Here is a 23,931-nt window from a genome sequence, read left to right on the forward strand (position 1 = left end):
GATCGGCCGGAATGACATGCCGTGGTCGACGGCATTCGACGATCCCGTTCAGATCGGCGGCAGGCGCAGACTGCTGACGCTGCAGCAGGCGGCGGACTACATCATGCAGCTGCCCGAGGACGCGCAGCACGAAGCCCACTGGCAGACCGCGATCGAGACCCTGATCCATGCGGCCGAGACCGGCGGCGGCTGGCTGATGTTCGCCCGCATTGCGATGTTGCGGGCGCTGAACGCGGACGGACGGCACGGTGATCAATAGGCTCAACAATCGGTTAAGCGGCCCCGGCAAGGGTATTCCTACGGGAGACAAAATTAACCGCCGATTGCCGTTGCGCAGAACATGGTCGAACTCGTCGATCGAACCAGGGTTTGCACTCCGTGCAGCAGGACGTCAGAAAGAACTACATCAGCATCGTGAACGACGCGCCGGCGAACGAGCAGGCCGCGGACTCGCTGGCGCGGTCGCGGCCGGGCGCTGTGAAGGATCTGGTCGATCGCCTGGCAGGCGCGCTGAAGCGACGCCTCCATGGCGCGGCGAGCCCCACGATCCGTCGTTGACGGGCTCACAAAGCACGTCAGCATGCCCGCTCCGCGATGGCCGGCCAATTTGAATCCATTTAGATCCATCGATGGAACCCAAATTTAATGAGTGCCATCGTATGAGGCGAAGGCGCGCATCTGCGGGCTCGATTGTTTTGGCGCGCCATAAAACTCTATTCGATCAATTTATCGGTCCGAAAACGACGCGGCCATGGATTTGGGCCGGATGAACAGGAGTTGGCAATGCGTTTGATTAGGTCTTTCCTTGCCGATGAGGCTGGCGCCACCGCCATCGAGTACGGCCTGATCGCCGCCGGCATTGCGCTTGCCATCGTGACCGTCGTGAACAACACGGGCAGCGCGCTCCTCAACAACAAATTCAACTCGATCAGTACGTCGCTGAAGTAGCGGCAGCCGAGGTTCGAAGCGAACCTGATCGTGCGCGCCGTCCAGTCGCGCCGACCGCGCGACCATGATCTGCGTCAAGCGCATCGCGACTGCGGCGGTTTAGCATTGGCTCAGCCCTCCCCGCCGGCGCTGTCCATGCAACCTGATCCCCACCGTCCCCAACTGAAGATTCGCCGTGTTCGCCTCGACACCGGCCGCGAGAACGTCGTCGTCATTTCGAGGCGATCCAAGGCGCTGCGCGCCGAGATCTTTCGCGGCTTCAGCCGCGTCGAGCTCCGCCTCAACGGCAAGGTGCTGCTGGCGACGCTGCTGATCACCGATGACGACACGCTGGCGGCCCACGACGAGATCGGCCTGTCCGAACCTGCATTCCGCCGTTTCGCCGAACCGGCCGGCACGCTGGTCGCGGTCACACCCGCCTCTCCTCCCGAGAGCCTCGAGGCGGTACGCGCGAAGATCCGCGGCCGCACATTGAGCGAGGCCGAGATCCGCGCGATCATCGACGACCTCGCGCATTACCGCTACTCCGACATGGAGATCGCCGCCTTCCTGATCGGTTCGGCGAGCTTCATCACCAGCGACGAGCTCCTGGCCCTCACCGGTGCGATGGCCCAGGTCGGCACGCAATTGACATGGCCGGATCCGATCGTCGTCGACAAGCACTGCATTGGCGGCATTCCGGGCAATCGCACCTCGATGGTGGTGGTGCCGATCGTCGCCGCCCATGGCCTGCCCATCCCCAAGACCTCCTCGCGCGCCATCACCTCGCCCGCCGGCACCGCCGACACGATGGAAGTTCTGGCGCGCGTCAATGTCGGCGTCGAGGAGATGAAGGCGATCGTCTCGGCGTGCAACGGCTGCCTGATCTGGGGCGGGCACGTGAATTTGTCGCCGGCCGACGACGTCCTGATCTCGGTCGAGCGCCCCCTGAGCCTCGATACCCGCGAGCAGATGGTCGCCTCCATCATGTCGAAGAAGATCGCGGCGGGCTCGACCCATCTGTTGATCGACATTCCGGTCGGGCCGACCGCGAAGGTCAGCAGCGCCGTCGAGGCGATGCGGCTGCGAAAGCTGTTCGAATTCGTCGGCGACCGGTTCGGGCGCACGGTCGAGGTGATCACGACCGACGGCCGCCAGCCGATCGGCAACGGCATCGGGCCCGTGCTCGAGGCCAATGACGTAATGGCGGTGCTTGGCAACGATCCGGACGCACCGCGCGATCTGCGCGAGAAATCGCTGCGGCTCGCCGCGCACCTGCTGGAATACGATCCGAAGCTGCGTGGCGGCGCCGGCTATGCGCGGGCGCGCGAACTGCTGGACAGCGGCGCGGCGTTGAAGCAGATGCAGAAGATCATCGATGCGCAGGGCCCCTCGACCTGCAGCACCGAGCTGGGCTCGCTCAGCTTCGACGTCAAGGCTGCGAGCGACGGCGTGGTGTCCGCGATCGATTGCCTGCGCCTCAATCGCCTCGCCCGGACCGCCGGCGCACCGCTCGACAAGGGCGCCGGCATCCGCCTGTTCAAGAAGATCGGCGACCGGGTCGAGCAAGGCGAGCCGCTCTATCGCGTCTACACGTTCGACCGCCCCGAGCATGATCTGGCTGCCTCTGCGGCCGCAGAGCAGACCGGCTACATCGTCAACGGTCACGAGACCCTCCAGAGCAAGGCGCCGTGACCACGATCTCGTTTCAGACCCTGCCTTTCGGCACCGATGCGGCCAGGCGCCTCGCGGCAGGGCTTGGCCTTGCCTGCGACGAGATCGCGCTGCACCGCTTTCCGGACGGCGAACTGCGCGTCGCGGTCGCCCCAGTTGCAGACACCACCATCCTCTATGCCCCGCTCGATCAGCCGAACGACAAGCTGATCGCCCTGTTGTTCGCCGCGGAGGCGCTGCGACGCGGCGGCGCGAAGCGGCTGGTGCTGGTCGCGCCCTATCTCTGCTACATGCGCCAGGACATCGCGTTTCATGCCGGCGAGGCCATCAGCCAACACGCCATCGGTACGCTGCTTGCGACGATCGTGGACCGAATCGTCACCGTGGATGCGCACCTGCATCGCACCCCCGACATCGGCGCCGTATTTCCCGGCATCGAGGCCGCGAACCTGTCCGCAATGCCGGCGATTGCCGACGCGCTGGCGGCAGCCGGCATCGATCCCGCAACAATCATCATCGGCCCCGATGCCGAATCCGAACCCTGGGTGAAAGACCTCGCGGGGCGGCTCGGCCTGCAGCATACGGTCGCGCGAAAGTTCCGGCGCGGCGATCGCTCCGTCGAGATCCATTTTGCCGATGCCGCGATACTGGCGGGGCGGCCGGCGCTGATGACCGATGATATCGTCTCCTCCGGAACGACGCTGATGGTCGCGGTGAAGGCGCTTAGAGCGCTGGGCGCGACCAGCATCGACGCGGTCATCACCCACGCGCTGTTTCCGCCTGCGATGGTCGCTGCATTCGCCGATGCCGGCATCCGGTCTGTTCGTTCGACCGACAGCGTGCCGCATCCGACCAACGCAATCGCGCTCGACGAGACCCTCGCGGCCGCCCTGCGGTCCGAACTGAGCAAGACCCCTTCGCCGGAGACGACACCATGAGCATCACCGTCCGATTTTGCGGCGCCGCCCGCACCGTGACCGGCTCGAGCTATCTGTTTCAGACGGCATCCGGCCGTTTCCTGGTCGATTGCGGCCTGTTCCAGGGACAGAAGACGCTCAAGGAGCTCAACTACGGCGCCTTCCCGTTCCGCCCCGCCGACATCGACGCCGTGCTGCTGACGCACGCGCATATCGACCACAGCGGGTTGCTGCCGAAGCTCGTGCGCGCGGGATTCGAGGGACGGATCCTGGCCACGCGCGGCACCATCGACCTCTGCTCCTACATGCTGCCCGATGCCGGCAGCATCCAGGAATCGGAAGTCGCGCAGCTCAACCGCCGCAACGCGGCGCGCGGCCGCAAGGAAGTGCAGCCGATCTACACGCAGGCGGACGCGATCGCCACGCTGCAATCGTTCCGTGCCGTCGACTACGAACGCTGGACCGACGTGATCCCGGGCGTCCGCGCCCGCTACTGGAATGCCGGCCACCTGCTCGGCTCCGCCTCGATCGAGCTCGAGATCGCCGAGCCGGGTTCGCCGCGTCCGCTGCGCGTGCTGCTGTCCGGCGACGTCGGGCCGGAAGCCAAGCTGCTCCAGCCCGACCCCGAGGCGCCTTCCGACCTCGACTACGTCATCTCGGAATCGACCTATGGCGACCGGCTGCGTGCCGCCACGACACCTGCGCTCCGCAGGCAGCATCTCGCTGCCGAGGTGCGCGATGCGGCCGCCGCCGGGGGCGCGCTGCTGATCCCCGCCTTCGCGGTGGAGCGCACCCAGGAGCTGATCGTCGATCTGGTCGAGCTGATGGAGCATGGCGAGATTCCGACGGCCCCGATATTCCTCGACTCGCCGCTCGCGATCCGTGCCACCGAAGTGTTCCGCCGACATGCCGCGAGCCTCGACCCGACCGTCGATGCCGAACGCCTGCTCAACTCGCCGCATCTCAAATTCACCGAGACGCCGGAGGAGAGCAAGGCGATCATGCGCCTGTCCGGATTTCACATCATCATCGCGGCGAGCGGCATGTGCGACGCCGGCCGCATCCGCCATCATCTGAAGCGCTGGCTGTGGAACGAACGTGCGACCGTGCTGCTCGCCGGCTTCCAGGCCAACGGCACGCTCGGCCGCTTCCTCCAGAACGGCACCAAGGCCGTGCGGATCCAGGGCGAGGAAATCAGGGTCGCGGCGCGGATTCGCATGATCGACGAATATTCCGGCCACGCCGACGGCGCCGGAATGGCCAGCTGGATCGCGGCACGCCGCCCGATCGCCCGCGGCCTGTTCCTGGTCCACGGCGAGGAGGACGCCATCGCGGGGCTCGCCGAGCGCGTCGCCGAACGCATCGTTCCCGCGGCCAAGGTCTACCAGCCGATGCTGGACGACATCTATGAACTCGCCGCGCCCGAACCGCGCGTGCTCGACGTCGACCATCGCCGGCGGCTGGCGCCGGAGGCCGTCACCCATCTCGACTGGCACAATGAAATGTCCGAACTCGTGCTCGACATCAGCGATAGGGTCGCAGCAGCCGCCGACGATCGCGCCCGCGGCGTCATCATCCGGAGGCTGCGGCGCGCGCTGGAGGAGAAGGCATAGCCTCTCGCAATGACGGAGGTTGGAACGGACGACATCGCTCACCAAAACGCGTTTTCACTTGCAGACGCACCTTCGCGACCTCGCGGCTTGTTTCGCCCGGGCTTTGCTTCGTTGCGTCGCCCTCATGAGAACAAGGGCGCAGGGAAGGCCGGGCGCCGGCTGGCACCCACAGTCCCGCGTGTGCTGGAGAACGCGCACGGGATGGACGACAGGTGTGCGGGTCGCCCGGTCTTTCCCTGCGCGATGGTTTGAACGGTGTCCTTCGCGCTCTCCTCGGGGAGCGATGCACTATTGCCCCCGTCGCCCTTACGGATGACTGATGCGCGCGCCGGTTGGCCGCCACATCACCGCAGGACTTGACGCACAGACCCCGGGCGTCAGGACCACACGACTTCTCCGTCCGCGCACATTCCCGCCCGCAATCCCCGACGGCTGGCGTGCGCTCGCCGTCGAGGCCGAACAAGAACGCTGTCAGCGCCGTGTCGTACCGCGCAGGCGGCTGCTCACGGGATGTCCGCCCTGCAACCGACCTCGCGCGCCGACGCCGTCGCGGCCACCGCATCCCTGCCCGCGTCTCGTGACGATCGCGAAACGCCCTTGTGGCGGGCGGGATGGCGCGATACATACGATAAAACCGAATTTCTGTAAATGCGAATATTTTATGAAGGCGATATTGACCCAGAGCTGGCGTGTTTCGCCCGAGGCAACGCAACGAATTGTAGCCCAGCTTGCGCCGCGTCCAACGGACTGGTCAACACGGCAATACCCGGAGGTCACGCCAAGTCATACCTACCAAGTAAAACCTAGCGCTTGTCAAACAAGGCGTCGTTGCGGGCGCGCCAAGCTGGATCCGCGAGCCATTTGTAGTCCTGATCCGGCATGACCGGAACCGTCTTCATGACGTCCTTCACGATCGGAAGAAAGAAACTCGATCGATCCTGAGTGACCTTCAGAAATCGGATCGGCACCACGATGCTGTCTTTTCCGGTGGTGAAGAAGCCACCCGATGCGATAATGGCGTAGTCGCGCCCGTCCTTAGTGCCAAAAACAATGTTCCGGACCTCGCCGACAATCTTGTCGTCGGAACTGCGGACTTCCGCCCCAATCATTTCATCGGTCCTCAAACCGGGTGTCAGCTCGTCGATCCTGATCAACGGTTTCGCATCTTTCTTGCTCCGGTTGCCCGAGGATGCTCCGCGCCTGATTTTTGGTTCAGTTGCAGCAATCTGCTTGTCGGCCTCTTCTTCATCGTTGTCGCCCAAAGACCCCATGGGCGGTCCAGCGATCAATTCCCGTATGTTGGCGAGAAGGCGCTCGCAGTCCTCATGACGTCCATAAGACCGAAGCGTCAAAGCGGCATCCCTCAGGCTGCGAAGATCGCGCACGGACTGACTATTCGCCGGGCCGCGAAACCGTGGATTCTGCTGAATTGCCTCTTCAAGCCTGGCATCGGCGATCTCGCATTCAGCCGCCGCCTGAGTGGCTCCGATGGTGCCTATCACGGCAGCTATGAGCAAGGTCTTGAACATCTTCATAGCGCGCTGCCTGCCAAAATCTTGATTGAGGGAAACTGAACCGATAATCGCAGCTAGCGGAGCAGCGTCAGCATACGTGCCGACTGAAGAGCGATGCCAGGTCACTTCCCTTCAAGCAGGGCAGGCACGTCAGGCCAGACCTGTTGCGAACAACTCAACAAGGGAGGAACGCACCTGGGGTCGATCTCCCTTGGCGAGAGAAAGAGCCTCACTGGCTTAACCCTTGGAATTAAGCTGCTGACACTTGGCGATCCCTGCGATTTGGGGGATCACCAACTCAACATCCCACATGGAACATCGTTCCTCTTTCTTGGTGACTTTGATTGCGGACGAACGAAGCTGTCATCGCGCGCACGGATTACGCTTCGGTCCATGGGGGCTACGGCCTTTGACGGCCATGTGAGTCCTGATAGTCTTCAACATCGCATGGTGCGACGAGCCAAGCTGTCAATCGATCAACCAGAGCTAATTGAAGGACGCCGATGAGACGCACGACGCTGTTGGCTTTTGGCTTCGTGGTTGTCGGCGTCTGGTCGCAGCACAGCGCGAGAGGACAGACTTCAGTTGCGCCGCCGGTTTCGCTTACTCCGCCCAAAGCATCGCCACAAGCGGGCGCCAGGAATTCCCCTGCTGCGTCCGACCGGGTGTCGTCGACACCGGCGATCGGCGGGCGTCCAGCGGCGCCGAATCCAGCCGTCGACTATGATGGCTTGAGCTTCGACAACGCCGAAGACAATGACACGCCCAATCAGTCGACCGGCCCCAGGAGATCCGGTCTGGGCACAAGTGGTCCGGCGGCGCGGCAATCGATCGATCAAGAGGATGAGGCGCTGAAGCGGAAGCTGACGATCTGCAAGAGCTGCAAGTAGCGGCTAAACGTTCGCAGGGCATAGCTGACCAACGGCCGCCCTCACATGCCCGCGCTTTACGCCCCTCCAATTTCCTGATCCTCTCTCCCCAACCAGCCGGATCAACCGGCCTCGCCAGGGAGAGAGACGCTATGAAGCTCGGCACCGCCATTGCGGAAATCATGAAGCGCGAGGGGATCGAGATCCTCTGCGGCTATCCCGTCAACCATCTGATCGAGCACGCGGCGAAGGCCGAGATCCGGCCCGTCATGGTGCGGCAGGAACGCGTCGGCGTGCACATGGCGGACGCGATCTCGCGGGTGACGTCGGGGCGCACGATCGGCGCTTTCTGCATGCAGCATGGGCCCGGCGCGGAGAATGCGATGGGTGGCGTCGCGCAGTGCTTCGGCGAATCCGTGCCTGTGCTGGTGCTGCCGATGGGCTATCAGCGCAGGCTGGCGCATATCGAGCCGAACTTCAATTCCAGCGAGGCGATGAAGCCGTTCTCGAAATCGTCCGAGCCGATCATCCTCGCGGCTGAAGTCACCAACATCTTCCGCCGCGCCTTCACCAGGCTGAAGAACGGCCGCGGCGGGCCTGTCATCGTCGAGATCCCCGCCGACATGTGGAACGAGGAGGTGCCGGAGCCGCTGGACTACACACCGGTGCTGCGCACCCGCTACGGTGCCGACCCCCTCCATGTGAAAGAAGCAGCTAACCTGCTGGTCAACGCCAGGCGGCCGGTGATCTATGCCGGACAGGGCGTGCATTACGCGCAGGCCTGGCCGCAATTGAAACGGCTTGCGGAGCGGCTGTCCATTCCCGTCACCACCAGCCTCGGCGGCAAATCGTCGTTCCCGGAAACCCATCCGCTCTCGCTCGGCTCCGGCGGCCTCGCGGTGCCGCGCGCGGTGCCGAAATTCCTCGCCGAGGCCGACGTCATCTTCGGCATCGGCTGCTCCTTCACCGAGACAAGCTTCGGCATCGCGATGCCGAAGGGCAAGACGATCATCCACTCCACGCTCGATCCCAACCATCTCAACAAGGATGTCGAGGCGAAGATCGGTCTCGTCGGCGATGCCGGCCTCGTGCTCGATGCGCTGCTGGAGGAGATCGGCAAGACCGTCACCGCGGACCGCGATGCTTCGACCATCGCGGCCGAGATCGCGGCCTCGCACAAGGAGTGGCTGGAGAAATGGATGCCGAAGCTGACCAGTAACGATGCGCCGCTGAGCCCCTATCGCGTGCTGTGGGACCTGCAGCACACCGTCGATATCAACAACACCATCATCACCCATGATGCCGGCAGCCCGCGCGACCAGCTCTCGCCGTTCTGGAAGGCGGTCACACCCCTCTCCTATCTCGGCTGGGGCAAGACCACACAGCTCGGCTACGGCCTGGGCCTCGCGATGGGCGCAAAGCTCGCCAGACCCGACAAGCTCTGCATCAATGTCTGGGGCGACGCGGCGATCGGCTTCACGGGCATGGATTTCGAGACGGCGGTGCGCGAGCGCATCCCGATCATGTCGATCCTGCTTAACAATTTCTCGATGGCGATCGAACTGAAGGTGATGCCGATCTCGACCGAGAAATATCGCTCGACCGACATATCCGGTGACTATGCCGCGATGGCGCGCGCCTTCGGCGGCTACGGCGAACGCGTGAGCCGCCCCGAGGACATCATCCCCGCGATCAAGCGCGGCATTCAGAAAACGAAGGAAGGCGTGCCGGTGCTGCTGGAGTTCATCACCAGCAAGGAGACCGAGGTATCGCGCCCGGGAACATGAGCAGGATAGCCCCTATTCCGCCATCTCCACCTGAGCGGTCGCGGTGGCGGGACCGGCCAGCGGCCGTTCCTCCATCATGATCAGGCAGAGCGAGGCGGTGGCCATCAGCGCGGTGGCGGCGCCGAAGACGTAGCGGAACGCGTGCCGCATGTCGTCGGCGGGGATCGCAGGCAGGCCGCCCGCGGCGTGATGCTCGCCGGCGAGCGGAATGTCGGTGCCGAGCGCGATCAGTAGGATCGCCGCGAAGGCCGCCACCGTGAACGAGGACATCAGCGAGCGAAAGAAGTTCATCGCGCCGGTGATGGTGCCGACCTGCGGACGCGCGACGGAGTTCTGCAGCGAGACCACGCAGACCGGAAACGTCGTGCCGAGGCCGAGCGCAAACGCGGCCATCAGCGTCAGCAATCCCCACAGCGGCAAGGTGGTGAGCGTGAGGCCCAGCGCGCAAATCGCGGCCCACGACGTGCCGATGATGGCGACGCGCTTGTAGTGTTTGGCACGGGCCATGGTGCGGCCGGCGACGGCCGCGCCAACGGTCGAGACCGCCGCAAGCGGGATCAGCGCAAGGCCCGCCTCGCTGGCGCTCAGATGGTAGACCGACTCGTAATAAAGCGGCAGCTGCACGGTGAGGCCGGTGATCGCGCCGAGGCCGCAGCCGCCGGCCGTCAGCGCGAACGGCGCCACCTTTCCGGTCAGCAGCTTCAACGGCAGGAACGGCTCGTCGGCGCGGCGCGCGTGCCACACGAAGCTGACCGCGAGCGCGACGGCGCCGCCGACCATCGCGAGCACGGTCGGCGAGAGCCATGGATAGCGCGTGCCGCCCCAGGTCAGCACCAGCATAAAGACGACGGCGGAGGCCATCAGCAGCACGCCGCCGACCCAGTCGACCTTGCGCTTGCGGTGGAACACCGGGATCTTCTTCATCTTAGGCAGCAACATCACGATCGCTGCGGCCGCGAGCGGCAGGTTGATCCAGAAGATCATCGACCAATGCAGATGCTCGGCGAACACCCCGCCGATGACCGGACCGAGGATGCCGCCGACCATCCAGACGCTGGAGAAATAAGCCTGGTACTGCCCGCGCTCGCGCGGGCTCACGACGTCGGAGATCACCGTCTGCACCACCGGCATGATGCCGCCGCCGCCGAGCCCCTGGAGGCCGCGCGCCAGGATCAGCATCGGCATGTTCGGCGCGATCGCGCACAGCACCGAGCCCGCCACGAACAGGCTGAGCGAGATGATGATCATGGCCTTGCGGCCGTAGATGTCGCTGAGCGTCCCGAACACCGGCGCGACCGCGGTCGAGGCGAGCAGATAGGCGGTGATGACCCAGGAGAGATTGGAGACGTCGTTGAACTGGCGGCCGATGGTCGGAAGCGCGGTGGCGACGATAGTCTGGTCGAGGGCTGCCAGGAACATCGTCAGCATCAGGCTGATCACGATGGTGCGGACTTCGTCCTGCGACAGCGGCGCCGGCGGCGCGAGCGAGGGAGCGTCGTCGATGCTCAGCACCTCGCCCGGAAGGCGGGACAGCTCTTCGGCGATCTCGTCGGGCAACGTCTGGAGGTCGGCAGAACTGCTCTGCCGGTCGAACTTATTCATCTCGATCGGAAGCCATGAGGCGGCGCAACGCCGCGAAGGATTCGTTCTATCGAGACAATGTAGACAGCAAAGTTCTTCTCAGGCAGGCACCGCGGCGCATGGGAGCATCCCACCCCCGGGCCATCCCGCACAAGTGATCCAGGCGGCGCGACGGATCAGTCCTTCGGGCGTCGCTTCAGGCGTGCCCGTTTCGGCAGCTGCGCCGGCCATTGCACGATGTGGTCCTCGAGATCCGCATCCGGGATCTCCTCCTCGCTGCCCTCGACCCGCCCGCGGACGGAGACGCCGGCCTCATGCACGGTATCGGGATCGCCCGAGACCAGCGGGTGCCACCAATAGAGGTCGCGGCCCTCGGCGACGAGCTTGTAGCCGCAACTCGGCGGCAGCCAATTCAAGGTGCGGACGTTGGCAGGGGTCAGGCGGACACAGTCGGGAACCTTGTCGGACCGATTCGGATAGTCCTTGCAGCCGCAGGTCCCGGCGTCGAGCAGCTTGCAGCCGACATGGGTGTAATAGATCTCCCCGGTATCCTCTTCTTCGAGTTTGTTCAGGCAGCAGCGACCGCAGCCGTCGCACAGGCTTTCCCATTCGGGCCCCGACATCTCTTCCAACGTCTTGGTTTTCCAGAAGAATCCTTCCTGGCCTGAAGGTCGTTTGGGAGCTGCGGTCATGCGCCTCAACAAATTCGAAAGAGCTACGGCTGGCGCTATCTAGGGCGAGCGGCCGCGATGCTGCAAGCAACGCCGCCGTGAAGCCCGTAATGAACCGGGGTTCAATTAGGTCTGTTGTTCAAAATCGCGAGCCTGACCATTGGTTTATGGACCCTGCTCGGCTAGAAGGAACGGCAAGTCCCCTCGGACGCGAACCGGGCGCCTTGGGTTTGCCGCAACATTCCCGCAAGACGTCTCGCTGCCGCCCCGGCCGGGTGCTTGAACGCTGACGCAGCGAGCCTCAAGGGTTCCAGGTGGTCCAGAACACACCATCCAATTGGAAGAGCCGGATCCGGAATTTCTTTCTGGACCTCGACGCGCGCATCGACTCCTCGCTGTTCTCCTCGGCCAAGGGCATCCGCGAGCTCTATGAGCGCTACTCGACCTTCATGGACCGGTTCTATGTCGGGCGGTGGAAGCGCTGGGTGTTCATCGAGCCGCTGTCGGAGGCCGCGACCCTCGGGCTCGGCGGCCTGGTCCTGATGCTCACGCTCGCCATCCCGGCCTTCCGCGAGACCGCGGACGAGGACTGGCTGAAGAAGTCCGATCTGGCGGTGAGCTTCCTCGACCGCTACGGCAACCCGATCGGCAGCCGCGGCATCAAGCACAATGATTCGATCCCGCTGGAAGATTTCCCGGACGTCCTGATCAAGGCGACGCTGGCGACCGAAGACCGCCGCTTCTACGAGCATTTCGGCATCGACATCGCCGGCACCGCGCGCGCGCTCGTCACCAACGCCCAGGCCGGCGGCGTCCGCCAGGGCGGCTCCTCGATCACCCAGCAGCTCGCCAAGAACCTGTTCCTGAGCAACGAGCGCACCATCGAGCGCAAAGTCAACGAGGCCTTCCTCGCGGTCTGGCTGGAATGGCGCCTGACCAAGAATGAGATCCTCAAGCTCTACCTCGACCGCGCCTATATGGGCGGCGGCACCTTCGGCGTCGACGGCGCGGCGCATTTCTACTTCAACAAGTCCGCACGCGACGTGACCTTGTCGGAAGCCGCGATGCTCGCCGGCCTGTTCAAGGCGCCGACCAAGTACGCGCCCCACATCAACCTGCCCGCGGCGCGTGCCCGCGCCAACGTCGTGCTCGACAACCTCGTGGATGCCGGCTTCATGACCGAGGGCCAGGTGTTCGGCGCCCGCCGCAACCCGGCCTTCGCCGTCGACCGCCGCGACGAGGCGTCGCCGAACTACTATCTCGACTACGCCTTCGACGAGATGCGCAAGCTGGTCGACACCTTTCCGAAATCCTACACCGAGCGCGTCTTCGTGGTGCGCCTCGCGATCGACACCAACGTGCAGAAGGCGGCGGAAGACGCGATCGAGAACCAGCTGCGCCAGTTCGGCCGCGACTATCACGCGACGCAGGCGGCAACCGTCGTCTCCGATCTCGACGGCGGCATCCGCGCCATGGTCGGCGGCCGCGACTATGGCGCCAGCCAGTTCAACCGCGCCGTCGACGCCTATCGCCAGCCCGGCTCGTCGTTCAAGCCTTACGTCTACACCACCGCGCTGCTGAACGGCTTCACGCCGAACTCGATCGTGGTCGACGGCCCGGTCTGCATCGGCAATTGGTGTCCGCAGAATTACGGCCATTCCTATTCCGGCGCGGTGACGCTGACGCAGGCGATCACGCGCTCGATCAACGTGGTGCCGGTCAAGCTGTCGATCGCGATCGGCCAGAAGAACGAGCCCAAGGCGCCCAATCCGGCCAAGGTCGGCCGCGCCAAGATCGTCGAGGTCGCGCGCCGCTTCGGCCTCAAGGCGCCGCTGCCCGACACGCCGTCGATGCCGATCGGCTCCGACGAAGTCACCGTGCTCGAGCACGCGGTCGCCTACGCGACCTTCCCGAACCGCGGCAAGTCGGTGACGCCGCATTCCGTGCTGGAGGTTCGCACCGGCGCCGGCGATCTGGTCTGGCGCTGGGACCGCGACGGGCCGAAGCCGCGGCAGGCCATTCCGCCGAACATCGCCGCCGACATGGCGGGCATGATGAGCCACGTCGTCAGCGAAGGCACCGCGCGCCGCGCCGCGCTCGACGGCATTCCGACCGCGGGCAAGACCGGCACGACCAACGCGTATCGCGACGCCTGGTTCGTCGGCTACACCGGCAATTTCAGCTGCGCGGTCTGGTACGGCAACGACGACTACTCGCCGACCAACCGCATGACCGGCGGCTCGCTGCCGGCGCAGACCTGGCACGACATCATGCTCGCGGCGCATCAGGGCGTCGAGGTCCGGGAAATTCCCGGCGTCGGCATGGGCCAGAAGCTGCCGCCGGAACGCGTTGCCAATGCGCAGGCCAATGCGGCGCCGAAGGTGCTGGAGACCAAGCCCGGCCCGCCGCCGGTGCTGACCAAGCGCGGCGCCGACATCCTGGTGCGCGTCGAGAAGCTGCTCGATGACGCCGCCAGGACCGCGAACAAATCCACGGCCGACGACGGCAAACAGCCCAAGCCGGCTTCATCGACCAGCGCGCTCGCCTTCCCGCAGAACTATGCGGAAGAGAATGCGAACGCGTCCGCCCCGCGCAAGAACTGATCGAAACAAGTGCGGCTGATCCTGACCACATTGACGGCCCTCCTGCTCGCGACCGCGGTCGGCGTCGGCGCGACCTGGATGACGACGACGCGCGGCACCGAGATCGGCGCGCTCACCATCGGCCCCTGGACCGCGCGCCCGCGCACCGGTACCGCCGACGTCGATCCCTATTCGCGCGCCACCATCGTGCGCAACGGCGAGCTGCCGATCGGCACCGGCGACGGCGTCGCCTTCACCGCGACCGCTGATGACAAGAAGAAGGCGCTCGACGGCCGCTGCGACGTCGTCGTCTCGGGCGTGACGCCGCCGGCGCGGTTCTGGACGCTGACGCTGTACGACCGCAAGGGCCACCTCGTCGCCAACTCGCTGCAGCGCTACGGCTTCACCAGCCAGGAGATCGTGCGGCAGTCCGACGGCTCGTTCGAGATCCGCATCGCCTCGCGCTCGCGCGCCGGCAACTGGCTGCCGACCGGCGGCATCGAGCGCTACGCGCTGATGCTGCGCCTCTACGACACGCCGGTCGGGGTTGCGACCCGCACCCAGCGCGATGCGCCGATGCCGACGATCTCGACGGTGGGCTGCTCATGATCCGCCTGCTCTTCACCATCGTCGCGGGCGTGGTGCTGGGCCTCGTGGTCCATCTCGTCAGCGTGCTGGCGCTGCCGCGGATCGCGACGCAGGACGCCTATTCGCGGTTGACGCCGATGACGAAGCTTAACGGCGTCACCCAGCTTCCCCTCGCCGATCCCAATACTTCGCCGATGCCGTTCATGGACCCGGCCTTTGCGCTGGCGATCTGCCGCTACGACCTGTCGAACGGGCCGATCAAGCTGATGGTGCCGGTGAGCCAGTCCTACACCTCGGTGTCGTTCTACACCCGCAACGAGATCGCCTATTACGCCATCAACGACCGCTCCGCCGGCCGCAAGGTGATCGAGCTCGATTTGATGACGGAAGCGCAGCACAGCGAGTTGCCCGAGGACGAAGAGATCACCGCGGCCGACCGCCTGATCATCGATTCCCCGACCGCCACTGGCCTGATCGTGATGAAGGCGCTCGCCGCCGAGCCCGGCCTGATGCCGCAGGCACAGGCCTCGCTTCAGGCTGCGACCTGCGCGCCGCAGACCGAAGTGCCGGCCAAGGCAGAAGCGCCGCGCGGCCGGCGCTGACGCACGGGCGTTTGTCTGCTCAAGACAAGACCGCGAAAACAACCCCATGCACAGTAGCGGGGGCGTTGAGATCATTCGCGTTTTCTTGAGATCGCGCCAGGCCGGCATTTGCCGGACCAAGGCCGCCCTGCCCGACGCGTCGTTCGGCTTTGACACGTCGGGCAAAACACTGGCAGAATGGCATCATCGAAAGTTCGTACCACCCGCGCGGAGCAATCCGCCGCGGGTTTTTTGATGGCTGACCAGCAGTTGCCCTGATCACGGGATTGCCATCGTTCCCGCAGCACGCAATGGCCGCAGACGGCCGGTGACAACAATTGCAGCGGGGAAAGAATATCCAGGAGCGCTGCGACCATCCGCGCGGCCCTTTGCCAATACTGAATCTGGATCACTTCTTGGGCTCGGCCCAGCCCCGAACACTGACATCCGCCAGCGCCTGAAAGACCGCCGGCGTGCGCTCCAGGCGGGCGATGGTTCGCGCGCCTTCGACGGCGGCGACCAACGCGGCTGCGCTCGAGGATGCGCGCGCGGATGCGAAACCGCAGCCTCTGAAATGCTCCGCAACGATCTCAGTCGAATCGACAAATCCGCGCGCGACCCGCTTGGTCAGCTCGGCGTCGAGCGCGGGCAGCTCATTCGCCAGATTTTGCATCAAGCATCCATACTGGAAATCGGAGGCGACCATTTCGGCCGCGAATGCTGCAAAGATCTGACGAACGAAATTGAGCGCATCACCCGCCGTGTTCGCCGAGATCGTCCGCAACAGGGAGATTCTGCTCGCGACGTAGTGGTCGATGGCTTCTTCGGCGAGCTGCGCCTTGCCGCGCGGAAAGTGAAAATAGAACGATCCTTTCGGGGCACCGCTCTCTTCGATGATCTCAGTCAATCCGGTCGCCGTGTAGCCTTGGATGCGAAACAGTCGTTCGGCAGCGGCAATCGCGCGGGCGCGGGCGTCGGTCTTACGGGGCATCCAGCAAACCTAGCACGGTTCGCTTGACAGTTCTATGGTGACCGCCATAGTATGGCGATCACCATAGAACGTCAGTCCCGTCAGACCCAACCGATCTCTAAAGTTGTTAAAGGCAAACATATCTCGCCCAGATTGTTGCAGGAAAACTCAAATGAATTCGAGCGATTGCGATTTCGTCAAATGTTCTGACGAAAGGGGCAAATGAGATGGCCCTCAGAACCTGCTCGATGGTGCTTTCAGGAGCCGTCATGTTCAGTGCGATGTTCACCCCAATTGCCCGCGGGGAGACGACAGCCGATGCCGTCTGGCACAATAAAATCCCGGCCGCTCTGAGCGAGCCTGCCGCCGATATCGACAAGAATCCGAACCTCTTGCACAAGTATGCTGACAATGCCGGGACGAAGATCCACTACGTCACTGTGGGCTCCGACACGAATCCGCTCATGGTGTTCGTGCATGGATTTCCGGACTTCTGGTACTCTTGGCGAAACCAGATCCAGGTCTTTTCGGCAGACTATCAAGTGGTCGCTCTCGATCTGCGCGGATACGATCTGAGCGATCGGCCTGATGGTGTCGAGAACTACAAGACGCCGGTCCTTCTCCGTGACATCCGCGCCGTGATCGATGCGGAGAGAAAGGGCCGCAAGGTCATCCTGATCGGACACGACTGGGGCGCCGCTCTGTCCTGGCTCTTCACCGGGCAAAATCCGGACCTGATCGAGAGGCTTGTCGTCCTCAGCGTTCCTCATCCCGGCGCCATCACGAAGGAATTGCTCCCCTGGAACCATCCCGTCGCGCAGTCCAGCGCCAGCGCATACGCAACAAAATTCTTCGCGCGCGGCAAAGGCGACGATTTGACTGCGGAAGATTTGGCCTACTGGGTCGTCAAACCCGAGGTCAAAAGCCGTTACATCGAGGCCTTCTCGAAATCGTCCATCCCGGCCATGATGAATTACTACAAGGCCAACTACACTCTCTCCCAGTTTGCGCTCAACCTCTTCGATCCCACGATGAAGACGATCTACGGCGCCACGATCAACTGCCCCGTCCTGCATCTGCACGGAATCGAGGAGAGCCATGCCTTGCTGAGCACGCTTGATCTGGAAAAATCCTGGATGAGAAGTCCGCGCGATCTCACGATCAAGATCGTTCCTGGCGTTGGCCACTTCATTCAGCATGAAGTGCCCGACGATCTCAACCAGACGGTGTCCTCCTGGTTGAAGGATTCAGGAAACTGAGTCCTGCGACGATGGATGATCAACGGCCGCTGCTGGCACCTGGCGTATGGCTACAACGTGGAGGGACCAAGGCGCTCCCTTAATGCCCGGCTGGGGGTCAGCTTCTGACGACGCAATATGTCACGGGGCAACCTCTTTGCGTTTGCCGTGTGTGACACCCCATGCTCGAAGCACCCGGCAGTGATGCTTCGAGCCGCAAGGTCTCAATCCTCGCCCGCCTCACCGAAGACGGCGATTGCCGGTGACCGCGGCCGTGCTCGGCTCCGCCGGCGGCGCCACCGTGACGACGACGGTGGCAGGCGCGCCGTCGCGTTGCACCGTGAGCCTGACCTCCTGGCCGATGCGGGCGAGGCCGATTTTGTTACGGAGCTGCGCGGAGGTGCGGATGGGCCGGTCGTCGGCCATGACGACGATGTCGCCCTTGCGCAGGCCCGCCTTTTCCGCAGCCGAGTCGGGCGCGACCTCGGCGATGACAGCGCCCTCGTTGCGTCCCTTTTTCTGGGCCGGCGTGATGTCCTGCAGGGAGACGCCGATGCGGCCGCGCTCGACATGACCGGTTGCGATGATCTGCTCCATGACCCGCCGCGCCATGTTGACAGGAATCGCGCAGCCGATGCCGACATTGCCACCGGCGGGGGAGATGATCGCCGAATTGATGCCGATCAGTTCGCCGCGCAGGCTGACCAGCGCACCGCCGGAATTGCCGGGATTGATCGCGGCGTCCGTCTGGATGAAATCCTCATAGCCCTGCTTGCCGAGGCCGGTGCGGCCGAGCGCGCTGACGAGGCCCGACGTGACGGTCTGGCCGAGCCCGAACGGATTGCCGATCGCCAGCACGAAATCGCCGACCTCCAGAGCATCGCTGTCGCCGAGCGACAATGCCTTGAGACCCTCGGGGTTGCGGATCTGAAGCACCGCAAGGTCTGTCGGCGGGTCGCGGCCGACCACCCTGGCAGAGAATTGCCGGCCGTCCTTGGTGGTGATCTGCACCGCGGGCGTGGCTTCGACGACGTGATTGTTGGTCAGGACGTAGCCCCGCACGGCGTCCACGATGACACCGGAGCCGGTGGCGTTGACCTTCTTCTCGATCTGCCGGGGCACGTCGAAGAACTCGCGGAAGATCGGATCACGGTAGAGCGGATTGTCCTCGCGGACGCGCCCGTGCACGGAAATGTTCACGACCGCCGGCGTCAGCTGGCGCACCAGCGGTGCCAGCGTGGGGATGGCTCCGCCGAGCTTGAGATCTGCAACCTGCGCACCGGCCTGCGAGGCGGTGAACGCGAGCATCAGGATCGTCAGCAGAAGCAGACGCAGGGTGCGGATCGTCATTGCGCCTCTCCGTGCGCAGCGCCGGAGGTGCGCGGGGTCACTTCTCCGAGCCAGGCACTCTGCAAGGCGAAGAAGGGAGCGGCGAACGCCGCCGAGGCATGTCCCAGCAGCACGAGCGTCATCACGGCGGGGGTGAACATCACGCCGCTCTCCCTTGCACGGCGGCCCAGGGCCGCCGCAACCGCATCGCAACGCCGCCGCCTCGCGGCGGCTCATCGTTGTCATTGTCGCCATCGAGCTCGCGTAGTGCTGCGAGAATGTCGGAGAGCCGGATGGTGTGACTCATGCCGGGAACTTCGCGCAGCGCCGGACAGGATTCGACCGCATACATGTCGGACGCCCAGGACGACAGGATGATGCGCTTCTCCGGCGTCGAGAGTTCGCTGTCGGTCAGGACGCTCGCCGGGGACTCATAGCACGCGGCGGGGTGAAATACCGGTTGAAGATTGCGAGCATTTGCGTTGATGTTCGTCATCGTCGTGCCTCCCTTATCTCTCCTTTCCAAGGGACAGGTGTCGAAGCAGGCGGCGGCGCAAGCGCCGCCGCGCTGCGTTGCGGATTACTGGGTGTTGATCGCGATACGTCTGGTTCCTTCTCGCGGCTTGTCCGATTTCGGCAGCGAGACGGTCAGGACGCCGTTCTTGAACGACGCCTCGATCTTGTCCTCCAACACGTCTTCGACCGGAATCTGACGCTCGAAGGCACCGTAGTAGCGCTCGCTGAAGTATCGGCCCTCGCCATTGCGCTCGGCCTTCTTCTCCCCGCGGATGGTCAGGACGCCATTGGCGATCTCCACCTGAACGTCCTTTTCGGTCATCCCCGGCAGGTCGGCCAGGACGGTCAAGGCCTTGTCGGTTTCGCTGAGCTCGACCTTCGGCCAGGCGAAGCGACCTTCCTGCGCCGGCACCAGACCCGGGCTGCCGAAGCCGCGAAACACATCGTCGAACAGACGGTTCATTTCACGGTGCAGGGTCAGGAACGGATCGAAGCTGTCGCGCGCAGGCGCAAGCTGCTGGGGTTTGGACCACGGAATCAGATCACGAATAGCCATTGTTCCACCTCTTCGTTCATGGGAAACGAGCACCGACGCGCGTTGCTTCGAAGCGTCCGATGTTGCCGGGGGGATGGTTGTCGCCGGTCGCATGACGGAGCTCTGAAGAGGCGAGATCGGCCACATGATCAAAGCCGATGGTGGGGCGCCACGGCGGCGCAAAGTCGAATGTCCTCATAGCCAAGTCCTCCTGAGAGCAAGATGGATACGAAGGAGCGCAAGACGGCGAACGACCGGTCCGGCGCCCGTGCCGGACCCGATCTGGCATCCGGCACACCGCTGTCGCGGCGGAAGACGACTTAGAAAACGGAAAAACGACTTCAAGAGGGGGATGGAAATTTTTTCGGCCAGCGCGCCACGTTGACGTTCCGGCGGTCCGCCTGCGTCGGCTCACGCCGCCGCAGCGAAAGCAAGTTCGCCAAGACGCGCCTCGGCCTCCTGGCGCAGCCTCGACAGGCGGTTGCGATCCTGCTCCGGAAGATCGGCCGCACCGAGCAGCCGGTCGCAATGCGCGACGACGCGCTGCTCGCTCTCGAACACGAAAGCGAGTACTTCGCCCGCGAGGGCCCCGCGTGAGACGTGTTGATGGCGCATGGCATTCCTGTGCCACGACCTCGCGCGCGGCCCTGGTCCGCGCGCGAGGTCCCGGCGACTCCTGTTGTGAACGTCGAGCCCGGCGTGGCGCCCGGCTCGTGTGCTTCGTCAGAAGTCCATGGCGGGTGCCGGTGCAGCCTCGGCCTTCTTCGGCTTGTCCGCCACCAGCGCCTCCGTGGTGATCAGCAGCGCAGCGACCGAGGCCGCATCCTGCAAGGCGGTGCGAACCACTTTGGCGGGATCGATCACGCCGGCCTTGACCATGTCCTGGTACTCGCCGGTCGCGGCATTGAAGCCCCAATTGTAGTCCTGGTGCTCGAGCAGCTTGCCGACCACAACCGAGCCGTCCTCGCCGGCATTCTGCACGATCTGGCGCGCCGGCACCTGGATGGCCCGGCGCACGATGTCGACGCCGGCCTTCTGATCGGCATTCCCGGTCTTGACGCCGTCGAGGGCTTTCAGGGAACGCAGCAGGGCCACGCCTCCGCCCGGCAGGATGCCCTCCTCGACCGCAGCGCGGGTCGCATGCAGTGCGTCGTCGACGCGGTCCTTGCGCTCCTTGACCTCGACCTCGGTAGCGCCGCCGACGCGGACCACCGCGACACCGCCGGCGAGCTTGGCCAGGCGCTCCTGCAGCTTCTCGCGATCGTAGTCCGAGGTGGTTTCCTCGATCTGCGCCCTGATCTGCTGGCTACGCGCCTCGATGTCCTTCTTCGCACCGGCGCCATCGACGATGGTGGTGTTCTCCTTGTCGATCACGACCTTCCTGGCGCGGCCGAGCATCTTGACCGTGACGTTCTCGAGCTTGATGCCGAGATCCTCGGAGATCACAGTGCCGCCGGTGAGGATCGCGATGTCTTCCAGCATCGCCTTGCGGCGATCACCGAAGCCGGGCGCCTTGACCGCGGCGACCTTCAGCCCGCCGCGCAACCGGTTGACGACCAGCGTCGCCAGCGCCTCGCCCTCGACCTCTTCGGCGATGATCAGGAGCGGCTTGCCGGACTGCACCACCTGCTCGAGCAACGGCAGCACGGTCTGCAGACCCGAGAGCTTCTTCTCGTGGATCAGCACGAAGGGATCCTCGAGCTCGACCCGCATCTTCTCCGCATTGGTGACGAAGTAAGGCGAGACGTAGCCGCGGTCGAACTGCATACCCTCGACCACGTCGAGCTCGGTGTGCAGGCTCTTCGCCTCCTCGACGGTGATCACCCCCTCGTTGCCGACCTTCTGCATTGCCTCGGCGAGGAAGCGGCCGATCTCGCTATCGCCATTGGCGGAGATGGTGCCGACCTGGGCGATCTCGGCGTTGGAGGTGACCTTCCTGGCGTGGCTCTTGAGATCGCCAACGACCGCCTCGACGGCGAGATCGATGCCGCGCTTGAGGTCCATCGGGTTCATGCCGGCCGCGACCGCCTTGGCACCCTCCTTGACGATGGCCTGCGCGAGCACGGTCGCCGTCGTGGTGCCGTCGCCGGCGAGATCATTGGTCTTCGACGCGACCTCGCGCACCATTTGCGCGCCCATGTTCTCAAACTTGTCCTCCAGCTCGATCTCCTTGGCGACGGTGACGCCGTCCTTGGTGATGCGCGGCGCGCCGAAGCTCTTCTCGATGACGACGTTGCGCCCCTTGGGACCGAGCGTGACCTTCACCGCGTTCGCCAGCGTGTCGACACCCCGCAGCATGCGCTCGCGGGCTTCGGTCGCAAATTTCACGTCCTTGGCAGCCATGTTGAAATCTCCTTTCCGTTCGATGACTGTCAGCCTTACGCGGCCTTCTTCAACGTGCCGGCCGTCTCGACCACGCCGAGAAGATCGCTCTCCTTCATGATCAGCAGTTCCTCGCCGTCGATCTTGACCTCGGTGCCCGACCATTTGCCGAACAGAACGCGGTCGCCCGCCTTGACGTCGAGCGGCACGAGCTGGCCCTGCTCGTTGCGCGCGCCGGGACCCGCGGCGATGATCTCACCCTGCTGCGGTTTCTCCTTGGCGGTATCGGGAATGATGATGCCGCCGGCGGTCTTGGCCTCGGCATCGATACGGCGCACGAGCACACGGTCGTGCAACGGACGAAAGTGCATGCACATCCTCCTAACAGGTTCAGCGATGTCCAAATCCCGGGGCCGGAACCGGCCCCCGGGCGGAAAACGACCTAGGAGCGGAATTTTTCCGGTTCAAGAGGACCACCGAAAAAAAACCGGCGCCTCATCTCCGCGAATTCGGGGACGCTCCGTCCCCGAAGACGCAAGTCGATTACCGCAATGACGAGGTCCGCGCCCACAGCAGTGCCAGCGGCCCCACCGCAATCCCCGCCGCAAGCACGACGAACACCAGCAGCCAGCCGCCCGCGCTCTGCGGGCCGCCGGCTGCGTCGAGGGCGGCGCCGGTGCCCCAGGCGCCGAGCGCCGACAGGCCGAAGCCGACCGTCGAGTGCAGGGCCAGGGTCGCGCCGCGATGTTCGGAGACGGCGGCGGCCGACATGCCCGCGGTCAACGCGCCGGAATCGGCCGGCACGGTCAGGCCATAGACGAGCAGCAGCAGCGCGAGCGCCCATGCCGGCGCCGTGGCGTTGAGGCCGATGATTAGCGCAACGCAGGCCGATGCGATCATGACGATCGTGATCGCGCGATGGCGGCCGAATTTCAGCGCGGCCTCGTTGCCGAGGATGCTCGCGGGCATCGAGATCACCGCAAAGCAGAAGCTCAGCACGACGGGACTCAACCACGACGGCGCACCCTGATGGGCGACGACGAAAGTCCAGAACCCGACCAGCCAGGTGCGGATGCCGTAGAGCTCGAAGCAGTGGGCGCCGTAACCGAGGATGTAGCCGAGCGCCTCGCGGTTGGCGAAGACGGGGACGAAGTTGAGCAGGCGTCCGGCCTTCGGCGCCGGCCGCTGCCCCTGCATCAGAAGGCACGCGACGACCATGGCGATCGGTCCGAAGCCGGTGACGAGGAAGGCGGTCCGCCATCCCCAATGGTCGGCGATGAGCTGCGCCGCCAGGAACGAGAGGCCGACACCGACCGAGAAGCTCGACGTGTACAGCGTCACGGCACGCGAGGTGTCGCCGGGAGGAAGCCGGTCGGTCAGCGCCTTGAGGCCCGGCATGTAGGCGCCGGCGAAGCCGAGGCCCGCGAGCGACCAGATCGCGGTCGCCGACCAGAATCCTTGCGCGAAGATGCCGAACGCCGCGGTCGCAAGGCCGCTGACGATCGAGCCCCAGAGCAGGACGAGCCGCGCGTCGATCCGGTCGGTCAACGTCGTCAGCACGGGCACCGCGAGCATGTAGCCGAACGCATAGCCGCTCGCCATCAGGCCGCCTTCGGCGGCGGAGAGGCCCCACGCCGGCATCAGATGCTGCGCGAGGTTGGCCGACAGCGTCACATGCGGCAGCAGATTGCCGACCTGGCCGATGCACATCACCGCG

24 protein-coding genes are annotated in these 23,931 nt (G+C 64.8%); 12 read left to right on the plus strand and 12 right to left on the minus strand.

Annotated elements, in window-relative coordinates:
* The first annotated feature begins 16 nt into the window (after positions 1-16).
* From FNV92_RS24390 to FNV92_RS24415, 6 genes are all read left to right on the plus strand, one after another.
* Complete coding sequence (locus FNV92_RS24390) at positions 17-259, plus strand: hypothetical protein (RefSeq protein ID WP_015687355.1); 243 nt, start codon at positions 17-19, stop codon at positions 257-259.
* Positions 260-378: 119 nt separating this feature from the next.
* The gene (locus tag FNV92_RS24395; protein ID WP_015687356.1) at positions 379-558 is read left to right on the plus strand and encodes a hypothetical protein; all 180 of its coding nucleotides are present in this window, start codon (positions 379-381) and stop codon (positions 556-558) included.
* A gap of 225 nt (positions 559-783) precedes the next feature.
* Positions 784-948: a Flp family type IVb pilin gene (locus FNV92_RS24400; protein ID WP_015687357.1), complete on the plus strand. Its 165-nt coding sequence runs from the start codon at positions 784-786 to the stop codon at positions 946-948.
* 135 nt (positions 949-1,083) lie between these two features.
* Entirely contained in the window at positions 1,084-2,622 is a 1,539-nt protein-coding gene (locus tag FNV92_RS24405; protein ID WP_143844225.1) for a thymidine phosphorylase family protein, read from the plus strand.
* Positions 2,619-3,539: a ribose-phosphate diphosphokinase gene (locus tag FNV92_RS24410; RefSeq protein ID WP_143844224.1), complete on the plus strand. Its 921-nt coding sequence runs from the start codon at positions 2,619-2,621 to the stop codon at positions 3,537-3,539. Before FNV92_RS24405 ends, FNV92_RS24410 begins: the two co-directional genes overlap by 4 nt.
* Positions 3,536-5,131: an MBL fold metallo-hydrolase gene (locus tag FNV92_RS24415; protein ID WP_143844223.1), complete on the plus strand. Its 1,596-nt coding sequence runs from the start codon at positions 3,536-3,538 to the stop codon at positions 5,129-5,131. The genes FNV92_RS24410 and FNV92_RS24415 overlap by 4 nt, the downstream gene beginning before the upstream one ends.
* 803 nt (positions 5,132-5,934) lie before the next feature.
* Here the strand turns inward: FNV92_RS24415 and FNV92_RS24420 are convergent.
* Positions 5,935-6,666 carry a PRC-barrel domain-containing protein gene (locus FNV92_RS24420; RefSeq protein ID WP_143844222.1) on the minus strand — a complete coding sequence of 244 codons (732 nt, stop codon included), beginning with the start codon at positions 6,664-6,666 and terminating at the stop codon, positions 5,935-5,937.
* Positions 6,667-7,148: 482 nt separating this feature from the next.
* Here FNV92_RS24420 and FNV92_RS24425 point away from each other — a divergent pair, with 482 nt between their 5' ends.
* Together FNV92_RS24425 and FNV92_RS24430 are read left to right on the plus strand one after the other, a co-directional pair.
* The gene (locus tag FNV92_RS24425; RefSeq protein ID WP_143844221.1) at positions 7,149-7,535 is read left to right on the plus strand and encodes a hypothetical protein; all 387 of its coding nucleotides are present in this window, start codon (positions 7,149-7,151) and stop codon (positions 7,533-7,535) included.
* 131 nt (positions 7,536-7,666) lie between these two features.
* On the plus strand, positions 7,667-9,301 hold the full coding sequence (locus tag FNV92_RS24430) for a thiamine pyrophosphate-requiring protein (RefSeq protein WP_143844220.1): 1,635 nt from the start codon (positions 7,667-7,669) through the stop codon (positions 9,299-9,301).
* A gap of 12 nt (positions 9,302-9,313) precedes the next feature.
* Here FNV92_RS24430 and FNV92_RS24435 read toward each other — a convergent pair whose 3' ends face one another.
* The gene (locus tag FNV92_RS24435; protein ID WP_143844219.1) at positions 9,314-10,903 is read right to left on the minus strand and encodes an MDR family MFS transporter; all 1,590 of its coding nucleotides are present in this window, start codon (positions 10,901-10,903) and stop codon (positions 9,314-9,316) included.
* 155 nt (positions 10,904-11,058) lie between these two features.
* A complete protein-coding gene (locus FNV92_RS24440; RefSeq protein ID WP_143844218.1) occupies positions 11,059-11,574 on the minus strand; it encodes a YcgN family cysteine cluster protein in 516 nt (171 codons plus the stop codon).
* A gap of 293 nt (positions 11,575-11,867) precedes the next feature.
* On the opposite strand from FNV92_RS24440, the gene FNV92_RS24445 reads away from it, so the two are divergent.
* Genes FNV92_RS24445 through FNV92_RS24455 form a run of 3 tightly spaced genes read left to right on the plus strand, consistent with a single transcriptional unit; the run spans position 11,868 to position 15,325 of the window.
* Entirely contained in the window at positions 11,868-14,156 is a 2,289-nt protein-coding gene (locus FNV92_RS24445; RefSeq protein WP_015687367.1) for a transglycosylase domain-containing protein, read from the plus strand.
* A gap of 9 nt (positions 14,157-14,165) precedes the next feature.
* Complete coding sequence (locus FNV92_RS24450) at positions 14,166-14,744, plus strand: DUF1214 domain-containing protein (RefSeq protein WP_143844217.1); 579 nt, start codon at positions 14,166-14,168, stop codon at positions 14,742-14,744.
* Entirely contained in the window at positions 14,741-15,325 is a 585-nt protein-coding gene (locus FNV92_RS24455) for a DUF1254 domain-containing protein (protein ID WP_143844216.1), read from the plus strand. The genes FNV92_RS24450 and FNV92_RS24455 overlap by 4 nt, the downstream gene beginning before the upstream one ends.
* Positions 15,326-15,713: 388 nt before the next feature.
* Here FNV92_RS24455 and FNV92_RS24460 read toward each other — a convergent pair whose 3' ends face one another.
* Complete coding sequence (locus tag FNV92_RS24460) at positions 15,714-16,295, minus strand: TetR/AcrR family transcriptional regulator (protein ID WP_143844215.1); 582 nt, start codon at positions 16,293-16,295, stop codon at positions 15,714-15,716.
* Between the two features lie 248 nt (positions 16,296-16,543).
* On the opposite strand from FNV92_RS24460, the gene FNV92_RS24465 reads away from it, so the two are divergent.
* On the plus strand, positions 16,544-17,533 hold the full coding sequence (locus FNV92_RS24465) for an alpha/beta fold hydrolase (protein ID WP_143844214.1): 990 nt from the start codon (positions 16,544-16,546) through the stop codon (positions 17,531-17,533).
* A gap of 219 nt (positions 17,534-17,752) precedes the next feature.
* Here FNV92_RS24465 and FNV92_RS24470 read toward each other — a convergent pair whose 3' ends face one another.
* The 8 genes from FNV92_RS24470 to FNV92_RS24505 form a co-directional block, all read right to left on the minus strand.
* Positions 17,753-18,862: a trypsin-like peptidase domain-containing protein gene (locus FNV92_RS24470; RefSeq protein WP_143844213.1), complete on the minus strand. Its 1,110-nt coding sequence runs from the start codon at positions 18,860-18,862 to the stop codon at positions 17,753-17,755.
* Positions 18,859-19,005, minus strand: a complete 147-nt coding sequence (locus tag FNV92_RS24475; RefSeq protein ID WP_168213583.1) for a hypothetical protein — start codon at positions 19,003-19,005, stop codon at positions 18,859-18,861. The genes FNV92_RS24470 and FNV92_RS24475 overlap by 4 nt, the downstream gene beginning before the upstream one ends.
* Positions 19,002-19,337, minus strand: a complete 336-nt coding sequence (locus FNV92_RS24480) for a hypothetical protein (RefSeq protein ID WP_143844212.1) — start codon at positions 19,335-19,337, stop codon at positions 19,002-19,004. The genes FNV92_RS24475 and FNV92_RS24480 overlap by 4 nt, the downstream gene beginning before the upstream one ends.
* Before the next feature lie 84 nt (positions 19,338-19,421).
* Entirely contained in the window at positions 19,422-19,913 is a 492-nt protein-coding gene (locus tag FNV92_RS24485) for an Hsp20/alpha crystallin family protein (protein WP_015687377.1), read from the minus strand.
* Between the two features lie 390 nt (positions 19,914-20,303).
* Positions 20,304-20,507 (minus strand): hypothetical protein, encoded by a 204-nt coding sequence (locus FNV92_RS24490; RefSeq protein WP_143844211.1) that lies wholly within the window; start codon positions 20,505-20,507, stop codon positions 20,304-20,306.
* 108 nt (positions 20,508-20,615) lie between these two features.
* Positions 20,616-22,235: a chaperonin GroEL gene (gene groL / locus FNV92_RS24495; protein ID WP_143844210.1), complete on the minus strand. Its 1,620-nt coding sequence runs from the start codon at positions 22,233-22,235 to the stop codon at positions 20,616-20,618.
* 35 nt (positions 22,236-22,270) lie between these two features.
* A complete protein-coding gene (groES, locus tag FNV92_RS24500; protein WP_015687380.1) occupies positions 22,271-22,585 on the minus strand; it encodes a co-chaperone GroES in 315 nt (104 codons plus the stop codon).
* Between the two features lie 172 nt (positions 22,586-22,757).
* The gene (locus tag FNV92_RS24505; protein WP_143844208.1) at positions 22,758-23,924 is read right to left on the minus strand and encodes an MFS transporter; all 1,167 of its coding nucleotides are present in this window, start codon (positions 23,922-23,924) and stop codon (positions 22,758-22,760) included.
* Between the last annotated feature and the right edge of the window lie 7 nt (positions 23,925-23,931).

Source organism: Bradyrhizobium cosmicum (genome assembly GCF_007290395.2).
Classification (GTDB): domain Bacteria; phylum Pseudomonadota; class Alphaproteobacteria; order Rhizobiales; family Xanthobacteraceae; genus Bradyrhizobium; species Bradyrhizobium cosmicum.